The sequence below is a fragment of the Actinomyces denticolens genome (assembly GCF_002072185.1).
GTDB classification, from domain to species: domain Bacteria; phylum Actinomycetota; class Actinomycetes; order Actinomycetales; family Actinomycetaceae; genus Actinomyces; species Actinomyces denticolens.
This window is the reverse complement of record NZ_MVIW01000011.1, coordinates 12,967-29,939: the sequence shown is the minus strand read 5'-3', so window position 1 is coordinate 29,939 and position 16,973 is coordinate 12,967. Positions and strand designations below refer to the sequence as shown.

Here is a 16,973-nt window from a genome sequence, read left to right as displayed (position 1 = left end):
GTCGGCGGCGCCCGTCACGCCCGGTACTGGCCGTGGATGTCGACGGCGCCGCCGTCGACGCCCTTGGTGCCGGCCACGACGCGTCCGCTGGGCTCGTACCCGGCGGCGTCATGGACGGTCCCGAGCGCCCAGGCCTCGATGCCCGCCGCCCGGCTGGCCGCGATGGTGGCGTCAGCGGCCTCCGGGGCCACCACCGCCACCATGCCGACGCCCAGGTTGAGGGTGGATTCGAGATCGTCCCAGGGCACCTCCCCCAGGGCGCGGACGAGGTCGAAGACGGGCGGGACCGTCCAGGCCGAGCGGTCGACGTCGCCGACGAGGCCGGCGGGCAGGACGCGGGCGAGGTTGGCGGCCAGTCCCCCGCCGGTGATGTGGGACAGTGCGTGGACCCTCATGGCGCCCGAGCCGTCGTCGGGGCTGACGGAAGCGAGGATGTCCAGGCAGGCGGCGGTGTAGAGGCGGGTGGGCTCGAGGAGCTCGGCGCCCAGCGCCCGCCCGAGCTCGGGGACCTCGCGGTCCAGGGACCAGCCGGCGTGCTCGATGACGCGCCGCACGAGGGAGTACCCGTTGGAGTGCAGGCCGGAGGAGGCCATGGCGATGAGCGCATCCCCCGCGCGCACGCGCTCGGCGCCGAGGACGCGGTCGGCCTCGACGACCCCGGTGGCGGCGCCGGCGACGTCGTACTCATCGGGGGCCATGAGGCCGGGGTGCTCGGCGGTCTCCCCGCCCAGCAGGGGCGCGCCGACGGCGGCGCAGGCGTTCGCCACGCCGCGGACGATGTCGGCGACGCGCTCGGGGACGACGCGGCCGCAGGCGATGTAGTCGGTCATGAGCAGGGGGCGGGCGCCGACGACGACGATGTCGTCGACGACCATGCCCACGAGATCCTGTCCGATGGTGTCGTGGATGCCGAGGGCCTGGGCGATGGCGACCTTCGTGCCGACCCCATCGGTGGAGGTCGCCAGGAGGGGGCGCCGGTGATCGCGCAGCCCGCTGACGTCGACCATGCCGGCGAATCCACCGACGCCGCCGACGACCGCGGGCGTCATGGTGGCGGCCACGGAGGCCTTCATGAGCTCGACGGCGCGGTCCCCCGCCTCGGTGTCGACGCCGGCGGAGGCGTAGGTGATGCCGGTGGATCCTGTGGTGCCTGTGGTCCTCACTGGGGGTGTCCTTCCTCGGGGGCGGCGGGCGCTGGGACGGTGGGGTAGACGGGCGCCCCGGGGCGGGCGCCGTCGGGGACGCGGACGGTCTGCGGCTGCGGGGCCATGCGGCGCTTGGGGGCGGTGGCCCGGGTGGATCCGGTGGCGAGGTCCGGCATGGTGATGAGATCCGGGCTGATGTAGCGCGGCGCGCTGGGCGCAGTGGGCCGGGGCTCGATGGCCTCCCCTCCCCCGCGGGCCCGGGGGGCCGGTGCAGCGGAGGCGATGACGCCCTCGCGGGGCGGGGCGATGGGGTAGGAACCGGTGAAGCAGGCAAGGCAGAGCTCGCTGCCCGGCTGCCCACTGGCCTCGATCATGCCGTCCACGGACAGGTAGCCGAGCGAGTCCGCGCCGATGGAGCGCCGGATCGCGTCCACGCTCATCGAGGTGGCGATGAGCTCGTCGCGGGTGGCGAAGTCGATGCCGTAGAAGCAGGGCCACAGCACGGGCGGGGAGGAGATGCGGATGTGGACCTCGGCGGCGCCGGCCTCGCGGAGCATGCGCACCAGGGCCCGCTGAGTGTTGCCGCGCACGATGGAGTCGTCGACGACGACGAGCCGCTTGCCCTCGATGACCTCGCGCACGGGGTTGAGCTTGAGGCGGATGCCGAGCTGGCGCAGGGTCTGGGTGGGCTGGATGAAGGTGCGGCCCACGTAGGCGTTCTTCACCAGGCCCTGGGCGTAGGGGATGCCGGAGGCCTGGGCGTAGCCGATGGCGGCGGGGGTGCCGGACTCGGGGGTGGCGATGACGAGGTCGGCGTCGACGGCGTGCTCGCGGGCGAGGATGGCGCCCATGGCGTTGCGGGCGGTGATGATGGAGCGGCCCGCGATGCGCGTGTCGGGGCGGGCGAGGTAGACGTACTCGAAGACGCATCCGGCGCGGCGGGCGGCGGCGAAGCGGGTGGAGCGCACGCCGTCGGCATTGATCTCGATGAGCTCGCCGGGCTCGACCTCGCGCACGAAGCGCGCGCCGACGATGTCCAGGGCGGCGGTCTCGGAGGCGACGACCCACCCCGCGTCGAGCCGGCCCAGGACGAGAGGGCGCACGCCGTGGGGGTCGCGGGCGGCGTAGAGGGTGTGCTCGTCCATGAAGACCAGTGAGTAGGCGCCGCGCAGCATGGGCAGGACGAGGCGGGCGGCGGAGGCCACGTCGGGGGCGGGGCCGTCGTTCGCGTCCCCCCGGGAGGCGCCGTCGGGGGCCGGGGAGAGGCCGGGCCAGGACTCGGCGCGATCGGCCGCGCGGTCCCAGCCCGCCGGGGCTCCGGAGGTGGAGACGAGGTTCATGAGCGCGGCGATGACGGCGGTGTCGGTGGATGAGCCCCGGCCGAGCTCCCCGGTGAGGTCCTCGCCGCTGGCCGCATGGACGGCCTCCATGAGCTCGCGCGTGTTGGTGAGGTTGCCGTTGTGGGTCAGGGCGAGGGTGGAGCCGGCCACGGGGCCGAGCATCGGCTGGGCGTTCTCCCAGGTGGTGGCGCCGGTGGTGGCGTAGCGGACATGGGCGACGGCCATGTGGCCGGCGAGGTTGGTCAGGACGGGGTCGTCGAAGACCTGGGAGACGAGGCCGAGGTCCTTGTAGACGCGGATGGAGGCGCCGTCGGTGGTGGCGATGCCGGCGGACTCCTGGCCGCGGTGCTGGAGGGCGTAGAGCCCGAAGTAGCACAGGCGGGAGACCTCCTCCCCGGGGGCCCAGACGCCGAAGACGCCGCACTCCTCGTGAATCCCGGGCTCGAGGGCGGGGGACGGAGGGGCTGGAGCAGCGGATCGGATGGACGTGGGCGTGGGGATCTCACCGTGACGCACGGTGGCATCCTCCCACACCCCGCCCCCTCCTCAGACGACCAGCCACATCGCGGCGGTCAGGAGGAACCCGACCAGCCCGGCGATGGTCGACAGCGCCGTCCACGTCCGCAAGCCGTCCTTGACGGACAGGCCCATGTACTTCGTGACGATCCAGAACCCGGAGTCGGAGATATGCGACAGGCCGAGCGCCCCGAAGCCGATCGCCATCTGGATGAGGACCACCTGGAGGGGCGAGTAGCCGCCGGTCGCGACGGCGTCGGCCAGCAGTCCGCCGGTGGTGAGGATCGCGACCGTGGCCGACCCCTGGGAGGCCCGCAGCGCCAGGGAGATGACGAAGGCGGTGACCAGGATCGGCATATTGGCGTCCACGAGCACCCCGGACAGCGCCTTGCCGATCCCGCTGGCCACGAGGACCGAGGCGAAGACGCCCCCGGCGCCGGTGACGAAGACGATCGTGGCGACGTCGGGCAGGGCGGAGTCCAGGACCCTGCCGCGCTTCTCCAGGTCCCAGCGCTGCTGGTGGCCCACCACGACGTAGGCGAGCAGGACGGCGGTCAGCAGCGCCGTCGTCGAGGAGCCGATGAAGCCCAGCACCCCGTGGGCGGTGCTCCCCTCCTCGACCATCATCTGCCCGACGGTCCCCAGCATCATCTGGGCGATGGGCTCGATGATGAGGAGGATGACGGTGACCGGGCCGGTGGCGCGGGGACGGGCGATGGCCCCGCCCGGCGCGTAGGTCGACTCGGCGCTCTCCTGAGCGGAGCCCAGCGGGCTGCCGTCCAGGACGATGCTGTCGACCTTGAACAGCTTCGAGACGTAGTAGGAGGCGACGGCGACCAGGGCGCACACGGGCAGGGCGGCCATGGTCAGCAGCCCGACATCGGCCCCCAGGGTCGCGGCCGAGGCCACGGGCCCGGGGTGGGGCGGGACGACGACGTGCAGCGCCATGAGGGTGGCGGCGACCGGCAGCCCGATCCTGAGCGGGTTGATCCCGGCGATGTGGGCGAAGCCGAAGACGATCGGCGCCAGGATGATGAAGCCGACGTCGAAGAAGATCGGGATGCCCAGTATGAAGGAGGCGGCGGTCACGGCGGCGATGACGCGTTGCCGCCCCAGCATGCGGGTGAAGCGGTCGGCGAGGATCTCCGCGCCGCCCGCGGCCTCGATCACGCGCCCCAGGATCGCCCCCAGGCCCACGATCATCGCCACGGTCCCCAGGGTCTTGCCCATGCCGTTGGTCATGGTGGTCACGACGTCGCCCACGGGGATGCGGGCGGCGAGCGCCAAGCCCATGGAGACCAGGAGCATGGCGACGAAGGCGCTCATCTTGACCTTGATGACCAGGATGAGCAGGACGGCGATGGCCGCGGCGGCCAGGAGCAGCAGGACGGGCGCGGACAGCACCGGCTCGGGGGGCTCCTCGCCGGCCATGGGCAGGATGGAGGCGAGTGCGGGGCCCGGGCCCAGCGCGAGGGCGCTCATGCCGGCGCCTCCCCGGACCGGTCGGCCCCGCCCGCCTCGCCCCGGCTCGGCGCCACCACCGTGATGATGCTGGAGTCGTCCCGGGCGGCCAGCCCGCGCAGAGCTCCCTGGAGGTAGAGCTGCTCTGCGGCGGCCGCGACGGGGGTGGACAGGCCGGCGCTCTTGGCGGCCGCAGTGACGATGCCCATGTCCTTGACGAAGATGTCGAGGCGGGAGCGGACCTCGGCTCCCTCGGCGTCGTAGGCCTGGAGCATGCGGGGCCCGCGGTCGCCGAGCATGAAGGACTCGGCCGCGCCGGCCATGAGGGCCCGCAGGGCCGCCTCGGGGTCGAGGCCGAGCGCTCGGGCCAGGGCGAGGGCCTCGCCGGCGGCGGCGATGTGGACGCCGCACAGGAGCTGGTTGACGGTCTTCATGGACTGGCCGTAGCCCGGCGCGTCGCCCACGCGCACGAGGGTGGAGGCCATGGCGTCCAGGATGTCGTGGGCTCGCTGCCAGGCGTCGTCCTCGGCTCCGACGACGACGAGGAGGTCCCCCTGGCCGGCGCGCGCGGGCCCGCCGGAGACGGGGGCGTCGACGAGGGCGAGGCCCGCGTCGGCCAGGCGCGCTGCGACGTCCTTGACGCCCTCGCCGACGGTGGAGGTGAGCAGGACGATGGCGCCGGGGCGCATGGCGGGGGCGATCCCGGTCGGACCGAAGAGCAGCTCGTCGAGCTGGGCCTGGTTGCGCACGGCGACGAGGACGACGTCGGCTCCGGCGGCGGCCTCGGCGGCGCCGGCCGAGGGCGCGACCCCGGCCCGGGAGGCGAGCTCCATGCGCTCGGGGGCGATGTCGAAGCCGGTGACGGTGAAGGTGGCGGCCAGGTGGGTGGCCATGGGCAGCCCCATGGCCCCCAATCCGAGGACGGCGACGGTGGTGGTCATGTTGATCTCCTGATCCGGTTGGGGGCGCAGGGCCTCAGAGGGTTGTGTTGAGGGTCTCGACGACGACGGCGAGGGAGTCGTCGTCACCGACGTTGCCGGCGAAGACGATGTAGGGGACCCCGGCGGCGGGGCCGTCCTGGGGCTCCCACAGCGAGATGATCCCGGGGAGCATGGGGCCGCGCACGATCGCCCGGCTAATGCCCAGGCCCTTGGAGGCGACGTCGGAGGAGGTGATGCCGCCCTTGGCGATGACGAAGCGGGGGCAGCGGGCCGCGACGATGCGCTGGACGGTCTCGACGACGGCCGCTGAGACGCGCCGGGCGAAGTCGAGGGACTCCTCGGGGTCCCTCCCGGGCACGAAGGCCCCGCCGCGGCGCACGACGACATTGCCGTCCGCCAGGGCGGCGGCGGCGCGGTGGGCGATGTCCAGGACGTGGGCGTCGCGCCGCTGCGGGTCGAGGATGGTGGGCACGTCGAGGACGAGCTCGGGGGTGGAGGTGGCCGCGCGCAGGGCGTCGACCTGCCGCCCCGTCAGGCCGACGTGGGAGCCGACGACGATGAGGCCGCCCCGGGCGTCGGTGGCCGGGGCCGTGCTCGCGGGCTGGGCCTGGTCGGGGGTGAGCGGGGGGTGGGGCCTCTGGCCGATGCGGGCGCGCACGAAGGGCGGTCCGACGCGGTAGACGAAGGTGGATCCCTCCTCCTCGGCCCTCTGGAGGGCCAGGGCGAGCAGCAGGAGGTCGTTCTCCTCGACGCAGTCCACGGCGATGGGGGCGCGGTCGCGCGCGCCGCGCAGGGCCGAGACGACGGCGTCGGGGTCGGTGCGCAGCGCGACCAGGTCGATGACGATGACGTCGTCGGCCGCCGTGGCGCCCCCGGTCTTCTCCTCGACCCAGGCGGCGAGCTCGGAGGAGCGGTAGCCGAAGGCCTTGTCGCGGGCGAACTCGGTCTGGCCGACGGGGACGTAGCCGGTGGTCGGGGAGCCGGCGTAGTGGACGCCGTGGACGGTGATCCGCCCCGCGTCGGCGAAGGCGGGCGACAGGATGATGCCGTCGACGCGGGCGCCGTCGGCCTCGACGAGGTCGGCGATGGTGTCGGGCTCGAGGGGGTAGTGGCCGCGCAGGGTGGAGTCCGAGCGGGAGACGAAGGCGACGGCGCGCCCGGTGGCCCGGGAGGCCTCCAGGGCGTGGGTGACGACCTCGGTGTTGACCCTGGCCGCGTCCTGGGCGTCCAGGGACCGCGAGTTGGTCATGACGTAGACGGCGGGGGCGCCGGTGCTCAGCGCCCAGGTGAGGTCCGCGACGCTCCAGCCGGTGACGACGGGCAGGTCGGCGACGGACTGGGTGCCGGTGGGGTCGTCGTCGAGGACGATGAGGACGCGGTCGAGTCCTCCGGCGATGGTGGTGGGGTCGACGCGGGGGCCCTCCGGGATCCCTGCGGTGAGCTCGTCGAGGGTGGTCATGCTCGCTCCTTTGCGACAAAGTCCTCTGATGAATATCTGGCGATTGTGCGGGGCGCCCGTGAGGACCGGGGACGGGGCGCCCCGATTGGGCGGTTCAGGCTCCGGGGGGCGCCGGAACGGCCGGGAGGACCGGGGGGACGGGGCCGGGCCGGTGCTCGGGCGGCCCGTCGTCGCCGGCCCCGATGGGTCCCGGCGGGATCGGGATGACCGGGCTGTGGGAGAGCAGGTCGTTGCTCGTCTGCTCCATATGCGCCCGCATGGCCGCCTTGGCGGCATCGGGTGATCCGGCGCGCAGGGCGAACAGGATGCGCTCGTGCTGCTCGATGGCGTGGCCCCTGACCTCGGGGTGGGCGGAGGTCACGAGTCTGGCGCGCATGAGCTCCTCGCGCAGCGGGGCGTAGGTGCCCACGACGAGCGGGTTGCCGGCCGCGTGGATGAGCAGGTCGTGGAAGTCGAGGTCGGCCCGGGCGGCGGCCTCGACGTCGTCGTGCTCGTGGGCGCGGCGCAGGACATCGATGGCACGCCCCATGGCATCGAGCTGATCCGGGGTGCGGCGGGCGGCGGCGAGCCCCGCCGAGCCGACCTCGAGCATGCGGCGCACCTCGAGCAGGGCCAGGTCGACCTCGCGCTCATCGCGGCGGGCGCGCTCGAGCATGAGCAGCCCCGCCAAGTCCGTCCAGCGGTCCGGGTCGACGACGTAGGTGCCCGACCCCTGGCGGGATCGCAGGACGCCGCGGGCGACGAGGATCTTGATGGCCTCGCGCACGGTGAGGCGCGAGACCCGGAGGTCCTCGGCCAGGGAGGCCTCGGCGGGCAGCGCGCCGCCCGGCCGGTAGGTGCCGGCGACGACGCGGGCGAGGAGGGTGTCGACGATGACGGCGACGATGCTGACGCGCCCGCTCATGGCACCTCCCGTTCCCTCAAGTCCTCAGATGACTTGATATACGTTACGGCAGCCGCAGGTCAGGCGCAAGGGGTCGCGGCCCGGGCTGCGCCCGCCGCCGAGAGCGACCCGGCTCCGAGGGCCCGGCGCCGCGCTCACCCCTCCGCTTCCAGTTCCAGCCGGAAGCGCGTCCTGCCGGCGGCGACGTCGACCGATTCGAGCCGGACGCGCACGTCCTGGCCGACGGGCAGGCTCCGGCCGACGACCGTGCCGAGCACCGCCGGATCGTCGAGCATGACCTCGCCGCGCCCGTCGCGCTCGGAGGTGATCACGGCGTCGAAGACCTCCCCCTCGTGTCCGGCCAGGACGAGGGCCTCGATGGCGTCGATGGCGCCCCTGGAGGCTGCGTTCGCCCGCCGCCCCGTCACGGCCATCGCCTCGGGCAGGCCCGGCAGCGCCTCCACCACCCAGTCCGGCGCGCCGCGCCCGTTGCAGGCGGCGAGGCAGGCCTCGAGGCCGTAGCGGTCGACGAGCCTGCGCAGCGGCGCGGTGACATGAGCGTAGCGGGCGGCGATGGCCGCGTGCTGGGCCTCGTCGTCGGCGAGCGGGTCACTGCCGGGCAGGAGGGCGAGGTAGCCCGAGCCGCGGAAGAGGGTGAGGGCGTGGTCCATGAAGGCCAGGTGCGCGGGGTCGGAGGCGTCCAGGCCGCGCACGAGCTCGGCGTACGGCAGGGAATCGGGCCAATCGATGCGCAGCGCCCGGGCGACGCGGCGCAGCCGGCGCCTGTCCTCCTCGGCGGCGGGCGGCATGGTGCGCAGGATGCCGAGGCCGGCGTCCACCATGATTCGCGCGGCGCAGATCCCGGTGAGCAGGGAGATCTGGGCGTTGAAGCCCTCGACGGCGACCGGCACGCGGAAGGCGAGGCGATAGGCCTCGCCGTCGCGCTCGATCTCGTGCTCCGGCGCGGGCAGGGAAACGCCTCCGCGGGCGGCCTCCTGATCCTGCCGCAGCTCGCCAACGGCGGCCAGCAGCGCGGGAAGCTCAGTGGGGACGGCGTCGGGCAGGGGCGCGCCGTCATCGAGGGCGGCCTGGACCTCCTGGTAGGTCAGGCGCGCGCGTGAGCGCACGAGCGCCCGCTCCACGCGGGCTGCGGCGACGGCGCCGGTGGCGTCGAGGTCGATGGTCCACAGGCAGGCGGGGCGCTCCTGGTCTGGCAGGAGGGAGGCGGCGCCGTGGGCGAGGACGGGCGGGTGCAGGGGCGTGGGGGCGTCGGGCAGGTAGACGGTCTCCCCGCGGCGCGCCAGCTCGGCGTCGAGGCTCCCGCCGGGGGTGACGAAGGTGGCCAGGGAGGCGATGGCGTAGGAGACGCGGTAGACGGCCTCCCCCGCGCCCGGGTCGGAGGCCGCCCCGCGCAGCCCGGGGGCTTCCCCATTCGCCGGAGCGGGCCCCGGGAGCGCGTCGGCATCGAGGTGCTCCAGGGCGATGGCCTGGTCGAGGTCCATGGAGCCGGGCGGGTCGATGGTGACCAGGGGCAGGTCGCGGGCGTCGCGGGCGCCCCCGGCCAGGAGGCGCGCCGGGCCGTCGGCCCGCCATGCGGCGGCGGCCGCCTCGGCCTCCGCGAGCGCGTCGGCGGGGAATCCCTCGGCGCCGGGATCGGGGACCTCGTAGCGCTCCCGCAGGGCGGCGAGGGCGGCGACGACGGGTCCGGGCGGTGCGGCGAAGCTGCTGAGGCGGGCGCGACTCATGGGGCGAACCTACCGCCTCGGCGGGGCGCGCCGGTGGAGGCGGGGTCAGGCGCGCATGAGGGGCAGGTAGGGGCTGAGGTCGCAGCGCTCCCCGGAGGCCATCAGGGCCCCCGAGTCCGTGGCGTCCTCCCAGGCCAGGCGGCCGGTGGCCAGGGCGAGCCAGGTGGTGGCGTCGGTCTCGACGACGCTGGGCGGGGTGCCGCGCCGGTGAGTGGTCCCGGCGACGGCCTGGGTGGCGCCGTAGGGCGGGACGCGGACTTCGACGCTGCGGCCGGGAGCGCAGGCGGCGAGCTCCTCGAGCGTGTAGCGCACGGCGGTGGCGAGGGTGCGGCGGTCGACGGCAGCCGATCGTTCCTGGCCCCCCTCCCCCGCGCCGGCGCCGGCGGCGGCCCAGGCGCGGACGGCGGAGGCGCCGTCGGCGGGGTCGATGCGTCGTCGTGCCGGCATGGGTTGAAGATACCCGGGGCGCACTGGATGCGCAGAACGCCCCGGGCCCCACTCGCGACGACGGCGAGCGGGGCCCGGGGCGCCAGCAGGGCGCTGGCAGGGCGCGGGCAGGGCGCGGCGCTCAGGCGGCGACTGCGGCCGCAGCCGCCTTGCGGTGCCCGAGGCCCTTGAGGACCACCACGAGCGCGGAGGTCACCACCACGCCGGCGAGGATCGCCAGGAGGAAGCCCACCACGTTGGTGATGGCGAAGGCCACGAAGAGGCCGCCATGGGGAGCTCGGGAGCCCACGTGGAGGGCCATGGACAGCGCGCCGGTGACGGCGCCGCCGGCCATGGTGGCCGGGATGATGCGCAGCGGATCTGCGGCGGCGAAGGGGATGGCGCCCTCGGAGATGAAGGACAGGCCGAGCAGCCAGGCGCTGCGGCCGTTCTCGACCTCGGCCTTGGTGAACAGGCGGGGGCGCAGGAAGGTCGCCACGGAGACGGCCAGCGGCGGCACCATGCCGGCGGCCATGACGGCCGCCATGATCTCGAAGGAGGCGGTTGTCTGCGCGGATAGGCCGGCCGTGGCGAAGAGGTAGGCGGCCTTGTTGACGGGCCCGCCCAGGTCGAAGCACATCATGAGGCCCAGGATGACGCCCAGGAGGATGGCCGAGCTGCCACCGGACATCGAGGTCAGCCCGTCCTGGAGGGAGGTCATGAGTGCCGCGAGCGGCCGGCCGAGCACGAGGTACATGAGCCCGCCCACGACCAGCGTGGTCCCCAGCGGGATGACGACGACGGGCATGAGCCCGCGCAGCCAGCGAGGCACTGCGAGGCCCGCGAGCCAGGCGGCGACGTAGCCGGCGAGGATGCCTCCCACAAGGCCGCCGATGAAGCCGGAGCCGACTGCGGTGGCCACGACGCCCATGGCGAAGCCGGGGGCGATGCCGGGGCGGCCGGCCAGTCCGAAGGCGATGTACCCGGAGAGTGCCGGGACGAGGAAGCCCATGGCGGCCTGACCGAGCATGAACAGCACGGAGCCGAGGTAGAGGAGCATCCCCGAGTGGATGCCCTCGCCGGCGATGGCCGTCGGCGGATTGGTGAGCGAGTAGTCCTTGACCACCGAGGCCGCGATGGACTCGCTGGCGCCGTCGGGGGTGAGGGCGACGCCGTAGCCGCCCAGGAGGAACCCGAGAGCGATGAGCAGACCGCCGGCGGCGACGAAGGGGATCATGTAGGACACGCCGGTCATGACGGCGCGCTGGAGGCGCCGGGCCCAGTGGACGGAGCCCTCATCCTCCTCCGCGGCGTCCTGGCCGCCCGCGGCGTCGGCGGGGACGCGCTGGGCGGCGGGGTCGTCGATGGCGGCCAGGGCCCGGTCGATGAGGCTCCCGGCGTCGTTGACGGCGGCCTTGACGCCGACGTCGATGACCGGCTTGCCGGCGAAGCGCTCGCGCCCCTTGATGGGCAGGTCGTGGGCGAAGACGACGGCGTCGGCGCGCTTGATGAGCTCGGGGTCGAGCGCGTCGATCCTGCCCGAGCCCTGGCCCTCGATGCGCACGGTGATGCCGCGGTCCTTCCCCGCCTGCTCGAGTGCCTCAGCGGCCATGAAGGTGTGGGCGATGCCGGTGGGGCAGGAGGTGGCGCCGACGATGACGCGCTCGGCGCCGCTTCCGGAGGCGGGGGCGGGAGCGCTCGCCTCCTCAGCGCCCGCGCCGCCCTCGAGCAGCTCGGGCTGGACCTGCTCGGTGACCATGCGGACAACCTCCTCCGCGCTGCCCGCGCTGCGCAGGGCGTCGGTGAAATCGGTGCGCATGAGGCCGCGGGCGAGCTTGGCCAGGAGCTTGAGGTGCATGTCATCGGCGCCGGCGGGGGCGGCGATCATGAAGATGAGGTCGGCGGCACGGCCGTCGGCGGCGCCGAAGTCCACCGGCTCGGCGAGGCGGGCGAATCCGAGGCTGGCGGCGAGCACGTGCTCGGAGCGGCAGTGCGGGATGGCGATGCCGCCGGGGATGCCGGTCGGGGCGGTGGACTCCCGGGCGAGGGCGTCGGCGGCCAGGCCCTCGGGGCCGTCGGCCCGCCCGGCCCCCGCGACGACTCCGGCCAGGTAGGTGATGACGTCGCTCTTGTCGGAGCCGGGGCTGGCGTCGAGCGCGACGAGCTCGGGGATGATGAGCGGCGCGGCGCCGCCGGTGTCGATGGTCTCGGTCATAGTGCTTCCTTGGATCGGTGGGTGCCGGGGCTGCCGGCGGATCGGGTCATCGGGTCGTAGGGTGCTGGTGGCCGGGGCGGGCCTCGCGGCCGGGCGCTCAGGCGAATCGGGTGGCGGTTGGCGGGGCGCCGGGCAGGTCGGCGGGGGTGGGCAGGGTGGTTCCGGGCAGGGAGGCGGCGGCGGAGCCGTAGAGCATGGCGGTGGCCAGGCGCTCGGCGGGGCCGTCCCCGCGAGTGTCGGCCAGGACGTAGCCGGCGACGGAGGAGTCCCCCGCGCCGACGGTGGAGACGACGTCGATGGCCGGGGCCGGGGCGTGCCAGGCGCCCTCGGCGGTCACGAGGACTCCCCCGGCGGGGCCGAGGGTGGCCATGACGGCGGTGACGCCGCGGTCGACGAGGACGCGGGCGGCATCGACGACGGGCGCGAGGTCCCCGGCGAGGGCACCGTCCTCCAGGGCCATGGCGCGCTCGGCGGGCAGTCCGGCGAGCTGGCCGAGCTCCTCCCCGTTGGGCTTGATGAGGTCGGGGGCGGCTTCCGGCAGGGCGGCGGCCAGGGCGGCGAGCGGGGCGTCCGAGGTGTCGACGGCGATGCTCACGCCTGTGGGGCGCAGCAGCGCGACGAGGCGGGCGTACCAGTCGGTGGGGGCGCCGGGCGGCAGGGAGCCCGACAGGATCGCCCATCGGGCGCCGTCGGCCCCGAGAGAGCCGTCCCCGCCCCTGACAGCCGCGAGCAGGGCCTCCTCGATGGCGGCCCGCTCGGACCGGCCGAGCTCGGCTCCGGGCTCGTTGATCTTGGTGGTGGTGCCGTCGGGCTCGGTGACGGCGGTGTTGACGCGCGCGGCGCCCGGCACGGTGACGGCGTTGACGGTCAGGCCGGGCTGGGCGACGGCCTCGAGGGCGGCGCGCAAGGGGTCGTGCTCGGCGGCGGGCAGGACCGTGGTGGCCTCCAGGCCGGAGGAGACCAGGACGCGGGCGACGTTGACGCCCTTGCCACCGGGATCCGTGACGACGCCGGTGAGACGGTTGACGCCACCGCGGATGAGGGGCCCGGGCAGGGCGACGGTGCGGTCGAGCGAGGGATTGGGTGTGAGCGTGACGATCATGCGATGCGGACCTCGGTTCCTGTGGTGGACAGCTGGCTGGCGAGAGGCTCGGGCAGGGGGGCGTTGGTGATGAGGAGGTCGACGTCGGCGGTGTCGGCGAAGGAGACGAGGTGCTCCTGACCGATCTTGGAGGCGTCGGCCAGGGCGAGGACGCGGCGCCCGGCTCTCGCCATGGCGCGCTTGACGGCCGCCTCGTCCGGGTCGGGCGTGGACAGCCCGTGCTCCGCACTGATCCCGTTGGCGCCCAGGACGGTGACGTCGACCCGCAGGTGGGCGAGGGCGTCGAGGGCCTCCGGGCCGACGGCGGCCTGCGTCATGCCGCGTACCTGTCCCCCCAGGACGCGCACGCTGATGCTCTCGCGGGGGGCGAGGAGGGAGGCGATGAGCAGGGAGTCGGTGATGACGCGCAGGTCGAGGCCCGCGGGCAGGAGACGGGCGAGCGCGGCGGTGGTGGTCCCGGCGTCGAGGAGGATGCTCATCCCCTCGCCCGGCTCCAGGGCCTCGAGGGCGGCGGCGGCGATGGCGGCCTTGGCGGGGGCGGCCGCGAGCTCGCGCTCGGCGACGCCCGTCTCGGGGGAGGCGCTGACGAGGGCGGGGACGGCGCCGCCGTGAACCTTGCGCAGGGCTCCGGCGCGGTCGAGGGCGCCGAGGTCCCGGCGGATGGTCTCGACGGTCACGCCGTAGCGGGTGGCGAGCTCGGTGACGTGGACGCGGCCCTCGCGGGCGACGGCGGCGACGATGCCCGCCTGGCGTTTCTCGGCGTTCATGCTGCCCTCCTCGACGACGCTGTCACGGATGCTCCAGAATCCACCCAATGCCCGCTCGGGCATTGAAGCCGGACCATGAAGCCCTAACAAGCACAACCGTACGCCCGTTCGGGCGATACGTCATATGATCCACGCCATACACCCGAGTGGCGCGCACGACGGCGCCCGCCACCGGCCGAGGGTGGCGGGCGCCGTCGGGAGCCGGATCGGTCGGCGCGGGGCGGCCGATCCGGCACTAGGGGCCTCAGACGATCCCGTGGGCGATCATGACGTCGGCGACGCGGGTGAAGCCGGCGGCGTTGGCGCCCAGGACGTAGTCGCCGGGGCGGCCGTACTCCTCGGCGGCGGCCACGCAGGAGTCGTGGATGTCGGCCATGATGCCGGCGAGCTTGGCCTCGGCGGTCTCGAAGCTCCAGCGGGTGCGGCCGGCGTTCTGCTCCATCTCGAGGGCGGAGGTCGCCACGCCACCGGCGTTGGCGGCCTTGCCGGGGGCGTAGAGGATGCCGGCGGCCTGGAAGGCCTCGATGGCCTCGGGGGTGGAGGGCATGTTGGCGCCCTCGGCGACGACGGCGCAGCCGCCTCGCAGCAGCGTGGTGGCGCTGTCGCCGTCGAGCTCGTTCTGGGTGGCGCAGGGCAGGGCGACGTCCACGGGCACGTCCCAGACGCGGCCCTCGGTCACGAGGCGGGCGCCGGGGCGGCGGGAGACGTAGTCGGCGACGCGGCCGCGCTCGACCTCCTTGACCTGCTTGAGGAGCTCGAGGTCCACGCCGGCTTCGTCGACGACGTAGCCGGAGGAGTCGGAGAAGGTGATCGGGGAGGCGCCGAGCTGCTGCGCCTTCTCGATGGCGTAGATGGCGACGTTCCCGGAGCCGGAGACCGCGACCTTCTTGCCCTCCAGGCTCTGGCCCTTGGTGGCGAGCATGGACTGGGCGAACAGGACGGTGCCGTAGCCGGTGGCCTCGGTGCGCACGAGGGAGCCGCCCCATCCCAGGCCCTTGCCGGTGAGGACGCCGGCGTCGTAGGAGTTGCGCAGGCGCTTGTACTGGCCGAAGAGGTAGCCGATCTCGCGGCCGCCCACGCCGATGTCGCCGGCGGGCACATCCGTGCTCGGGCCGATGTGGCGGGAGAGCTCGGTCATGAAGGACTGGCAGAAGCGCATGACCTCGGCGTCGGAGCGGCCGTGGGGGTCGAAGTCGCTTCCGCCCTTGCCGCCGCCGATCGCCTGGTTGGTCAGGGCGTTCTTGAAGATCTGCTCGAAGCCGAGGAACTTGATGATGCCGGCGTTGACGCTGGGGTGGAAGCGCAGGCCGCCCTTGTAGGGGCCGAGGGCGGAGTTGAACTCGATGCGGAAGCCGCGGTTGACCTGGACGCTGCCGGTGTCATCGACCCACGGGACCCGGAACATGACCTGGCGCTCGGGCTCGACGATGCGCTCGAGGAGAGCGCCCTCGGCGTAGTGCGGGTGCTTGGCGATGACGGGGGCGAGGGAGTCCAGCACCTCGCGCACTGCCTGGTGGAACTCGGTCTCCCCGCGGTTGCGGGCGACCACCTGCTCGTAGACCTTCTCAACGACTTCAGCCATGACGGACTCCTTCGGGTACTCGCGTCCTCACAAAAGGCACCGTGCTTCTGCCCCGGTGCCGGATTCAAGAGTCCCACCACCACGTTTCACTGAGATGAATGATCTCACTCAGTGGCCTTCCTGCGCAGCCGGTTTCCGGTGCTCCGGGGCCTCCGGGCCGGTTGCGACCCGGGGCCGGGGTCAGTCGGCCCAGGCCCCGGGAGGCGACCGCCGTTGCTGTCATTTCTGCTGCCGTGGAGGGACGGCGGCGCCACGGACCCGCGAGCCGGCCGCATGATTCCAACGATCCTCCTCGCCCGCCGCGCATGACGCGCGCGCCACGGCAGCAGGATTGACGAAAGGGCGCCCGGACCGATCAAGAGGCCCTACAAGCCCAGCGCTCCAACATCCTGCCCGCCGTACCCGGATCAGGCAGACTCCTCCCATGGCCCCATTCCCCACGGGAGCCGATCCCGATGAGCGGCTCCTGGCCCGCGTGCGCGATTGCCATGGCGCGGTTCGCCGCGCGGACCTCCATCCGACCCGCGCGGACCGACGTCGCATTGACGCCCTCATCGATGGGGGCGACCTCGAGCTCCACCGGCATGGGACTCTCTCGCTGCCCGGTTGCAGCCGTCTCGTCCTGCTCGCTCGTATCCACGGAGGAGTCATCGCCGGCCACCATGCCGCCGCGTACCACCAGCTCCCGCTGCCCAGCCGCCTCGGGCCAATCACCATCGTCATTCCCCACGGCGGGCGGATGAGTCCTCTGGGCCGCGAGCGCCTCCGGAGCAGGCGGGGGCTCGCGCTTCCAGAGGTCACCGCCTATCCCGTTCTCCCACTCGCCGAGACCGTCGCGGACCTCCTGCAGTGGGATCCGGATGACGAGCTCGCCATCGCCGCCGCCGATGCGCCGCTGAAGCAGGGCACTGTGACGCTGCCCGAGCTGATCGCCCTCCTCTCGCCCCCTCGATTCGACACCGGTCGTCGCCGCCTGGCAATGACCTCAACCCGATCGCGCAGCCCGATCGAAACGCTCGCCCGGCTGCGCCTGCGGGCAGCGGGGCTCGAAGTCGACGAGGGCGTCGTCATCCGAGGCATTGGCGAGGTCGACCTCGTCGTCAACGGGTGGCTGGTGATCGAGCTCGATGGTTTCGACTACCACTCGGATATGTGGTCGCTGGAGCAGGATGACGCCCGCAGCCGCGACGTGGCAAGACTGGGGCTCGTCCTCATCCGCTTCACGGGGAGGCAGGTGAGAACGGGAAGCTTCGTGGGCGAGGTGCTCGCCGTCATCGCGGCGCATCCGGGCGCGACCCGACTCGTCCCCCGTGGAGTCGGCCCCTTCACCCTCTCCCGTTGAGAACCGTCCTGCCTCTGGAACCGGCTGTCATTTCTGCTGCCGTGGAGGG

Annotated in this window: 13 protein-coding genes; 1 reads left to right on the top strand and 12 read right to left on the bottom strand. The window is 73.8% G+C overall.

All coding sequences use genetic code 11. The annotated features are described in order from the left end of the window. Positions 1-14: 14 nt before the first annotated feature. The 12 genes from purM to gdhA all read right to left on the bottom strand — a co-directional run bounded on the left by purM (position 15) and on the right by gdhA (position 15,582). On the bottom strand, positions 15-1,163 hold the full coding sequence (gene purM, locus B1H55_RS04505; protein ID WP_077240561.1) for a phosphoribosylformylglycinamidine cyclo-ligase: 1,149 nt from the start codon (positions 1,161-1,163) through the stop codon (positions 15-17). Beyond that, positions 1,160-3,001, bottom strand: coding sequence for an amidophosphoribosyltransferase (gene purF, locus B1H55_RS04500; RefSeq protein ID WP_080461610.1), 1,842 nt, complete (start codon positions 2,999-3,001; stop codon positions 1,160-1,162). The genes purM and purF overlap by 4 nt, the downstream gene beginning before the upstream one ends. A gap of 30 nt (positions 3,002-3,031) precedes the next feature. Next, complete coding sequence (locus B1H55_RS04495) at positions 3,032-4,483, bottom strand: GntP family transporter (RefSeq protein ID WP_231952734.1); 1,452 nt, start codon at positions 4,481-4,483, stop codon at positions 3,032-3,034. After that, positions 4,480-5,403, bottom strand: coding sequence for an NAD(P)-dependent oxidoreductase (locus B1H55_RS04490; RefSeq protein WP_077240562.1), 924 nt, complete (start codon positions 5,401-5,403; stop codon positions 4,480-4,482). Before B1H55_RS04490 ends, B1H55_RS04495 begins: the two co-directional genes overlap by 4 nt. A gap of 34 nt (positions 5,404-5,437) precedes the next feature. After that, entirely contained in the window at positions 5,438-6,862 is a 1,425-nt protein-coding gene (locus B1H55_RS04485; RefSeq protein WP_080461606.1) for a four-carbon acid sugar kinase family protein, read from the bottom strand. Between the two features lie 94 nt (positions 6,863-6,956). Then, complete coding sequence (locus tag B1H55_RS04480; RefSeq protein ID WP_080461605.1) at positions 6,957-7,766, bottom strand: FadR/GntR family transcriptional regulator; 810 nt, start codon at positions 7,764-7,766, stop codon at positions 6,957-6,959. A gap of 134 nt (positions 7,767-7,900) precedes the next feature. Further along, positions 7,901-9,490: an RNB domain-containing ribonuclease gene (locus B1H55_RS04475; RefSeq protein WP_077240564.1), complete on the bottom strand. Its 1,590-nt coding sequence runs from the start codon at positions 9,488-9,490 to the stop codon at positions 7,901-7,903. Between the two features lie 45 nt (positions 9,491-9,535). Continuing rightward, positions 9,536-9,937: a sterol carrier family protein gene (locus B1H55_RS04470; RefSeq protein WP_073452987.1), complete on the bottom strand. Its 402-nt coding sequence runs from the start codon at positions 9,935-9,937 to the stop codon at positions 9,536-9,538. A gap of 121 nt (positions 9,938-10,058) precedes the next feature. Next, on the bottom strand, positions 10,059-12,131 hold the full coding sequence (locus tag B1H55_RS04465; RefSeq protein ID WP_073452985.1) for a PTS fructose transporter subunit IIABC: 2,073 nt from the start codon (positions 12,129-12,131) through the stop codon (positions 10,059-10,061). Positions 12,132-12,228: 97 nt separating this feature from the next. Beyond that, positions 12,229-13,233, bottom strand: a complete 1,005-nt coding sequence (locus tag B1H55_RS04460) for a 1-phosphofructokinase family hexose kinase (RefSeq protein WP_073452983.1) — start codon at positions 13,231-13,233, stop codon at positions 12,229-12,231. Further along, positions 13,230-14,000: a DeoR/GlpR family DNA-binding transcription regulator gene (locus B1H55_RS04455; RefSeq protein ID WP_077240565.1), complete on the bottom strand. Its 771-nt coding sequence runs from the start codon at positions 13,998-14,000 to the stop codon at positions 13,230-13,232. Before B1H55_RS04455 ends, B1H55_RS04460 begins: the two co-directional genes overlap by 4 nt. Before the next feature lie 244 nt (positions 14,001-14,244). After that, entirely contained in the window at positions 14,245-15,582 is a 1,338-nt protein-coding gene (gene gdhA / locus B1H55_RS04450) for an NADP-specific glutamate dehydrogenase (RefSeq protein WP_073452979.1), read from the bottom strand. A gap of 424 nt (positions 15,583-16,006) precedes the next feature. On the opposite strand from gdhA, the gene B1H55_RS04445 reads away from it, so the two are divergent. Then, complete coding sequence (locus B1H55_RS04445) at positions 16,007-16,924, top strand: hypothetical protein (protein ID WP_073452977.1); 918 nt, start codon at positions 16,007-16,009, stop codon at positions 16,922-16,924. Positions 16,925-16,973: the final 49 nt, after the last annotated feature.

Excerpts from the sequence above, each read along its gene's own strand:
- B1H55_RS04475 (WP_077240564.1), bottom strand. The coding sequence starts at position 9,490 with ATGAGTCGCGCCCGCCTCAGCAGCTTCGCCGCACCGCCCGGACCCGTC.
- B1H55_RS04490 (WP_077240562.1), bottom strand. The coding sequence starts at position 5,403 with ATGACCACCACCGTCGCCGTCCTCGGATTGGGGGCCATGGGGCTGCCC.
- B1H55_RS04460 (WP_073452983.1), bottom strand. The coding sequence starts at position 13,233 with ATGATCGTCACGCTCACACCCAATCCCTCGCTCGACCGCACCGTCGCC.
- B1H55_RS04480 (WP_080461605.1), bottom strand. The coding sequence starts at position 7,766 with ATGAGCGGGCGCGTCAGCATCGTCGCCGTCATCGTCGACACCCTCCTC.
- B1H55_RS04470 (WP_073452987.1), bottom strand. The coding sequence starts at position 9,937 with ATGCCGGCACGACGACGCATCGACCCCGCCGACGGCGCCTCCGCCGTC.
- B1H55_RS04455 (WP_077240565.1), bottom strand. The coding sequence starts at position 14,000 with ATGAACGCCGAGAAACGCCAGGCGGGCATCGTCGCCGCCGTCGCCCGC.
- B1H55_RS04465 (WP_073452985.1), bottom strand. The coding sequence starts at position 12,131 with ATGACCGAGACCATCGACACCGGCGGCGCCGCGCCGCTCATCATCCCC.
- gdhA (WP_073452979.1), bottom strand. The coding sequence starts at position 15,582 with ATGGCTGAAGTCGTTGAGAAGGTCTACGAGCAGGTGGTCGCCCGCAAC.
- B1H55_RS04495 (WP_231952734.1), bottom strand. The coding sequence starts at position 4,483 with ATGAGCGCCCTCGCGCTGGGCCCGGGCCCCGCACTCGCCTCCATCCTG.
- B1H55_RS04445 (WP_073452977.1), top strand. The coding sequence starts at position 16,007 with ATGGCCCCATTCCCCACGGGAGCCGATCCCGATGAGCGGCTCCTGGCC.
- B1H55_RS04485 (WP_080461606.1), bottom strand. The coding sequence starts at position 6,862 with ATGACCACCCTCGACGAGCTCACCGCAGGGATCCCGGAGGGCCCCCGC.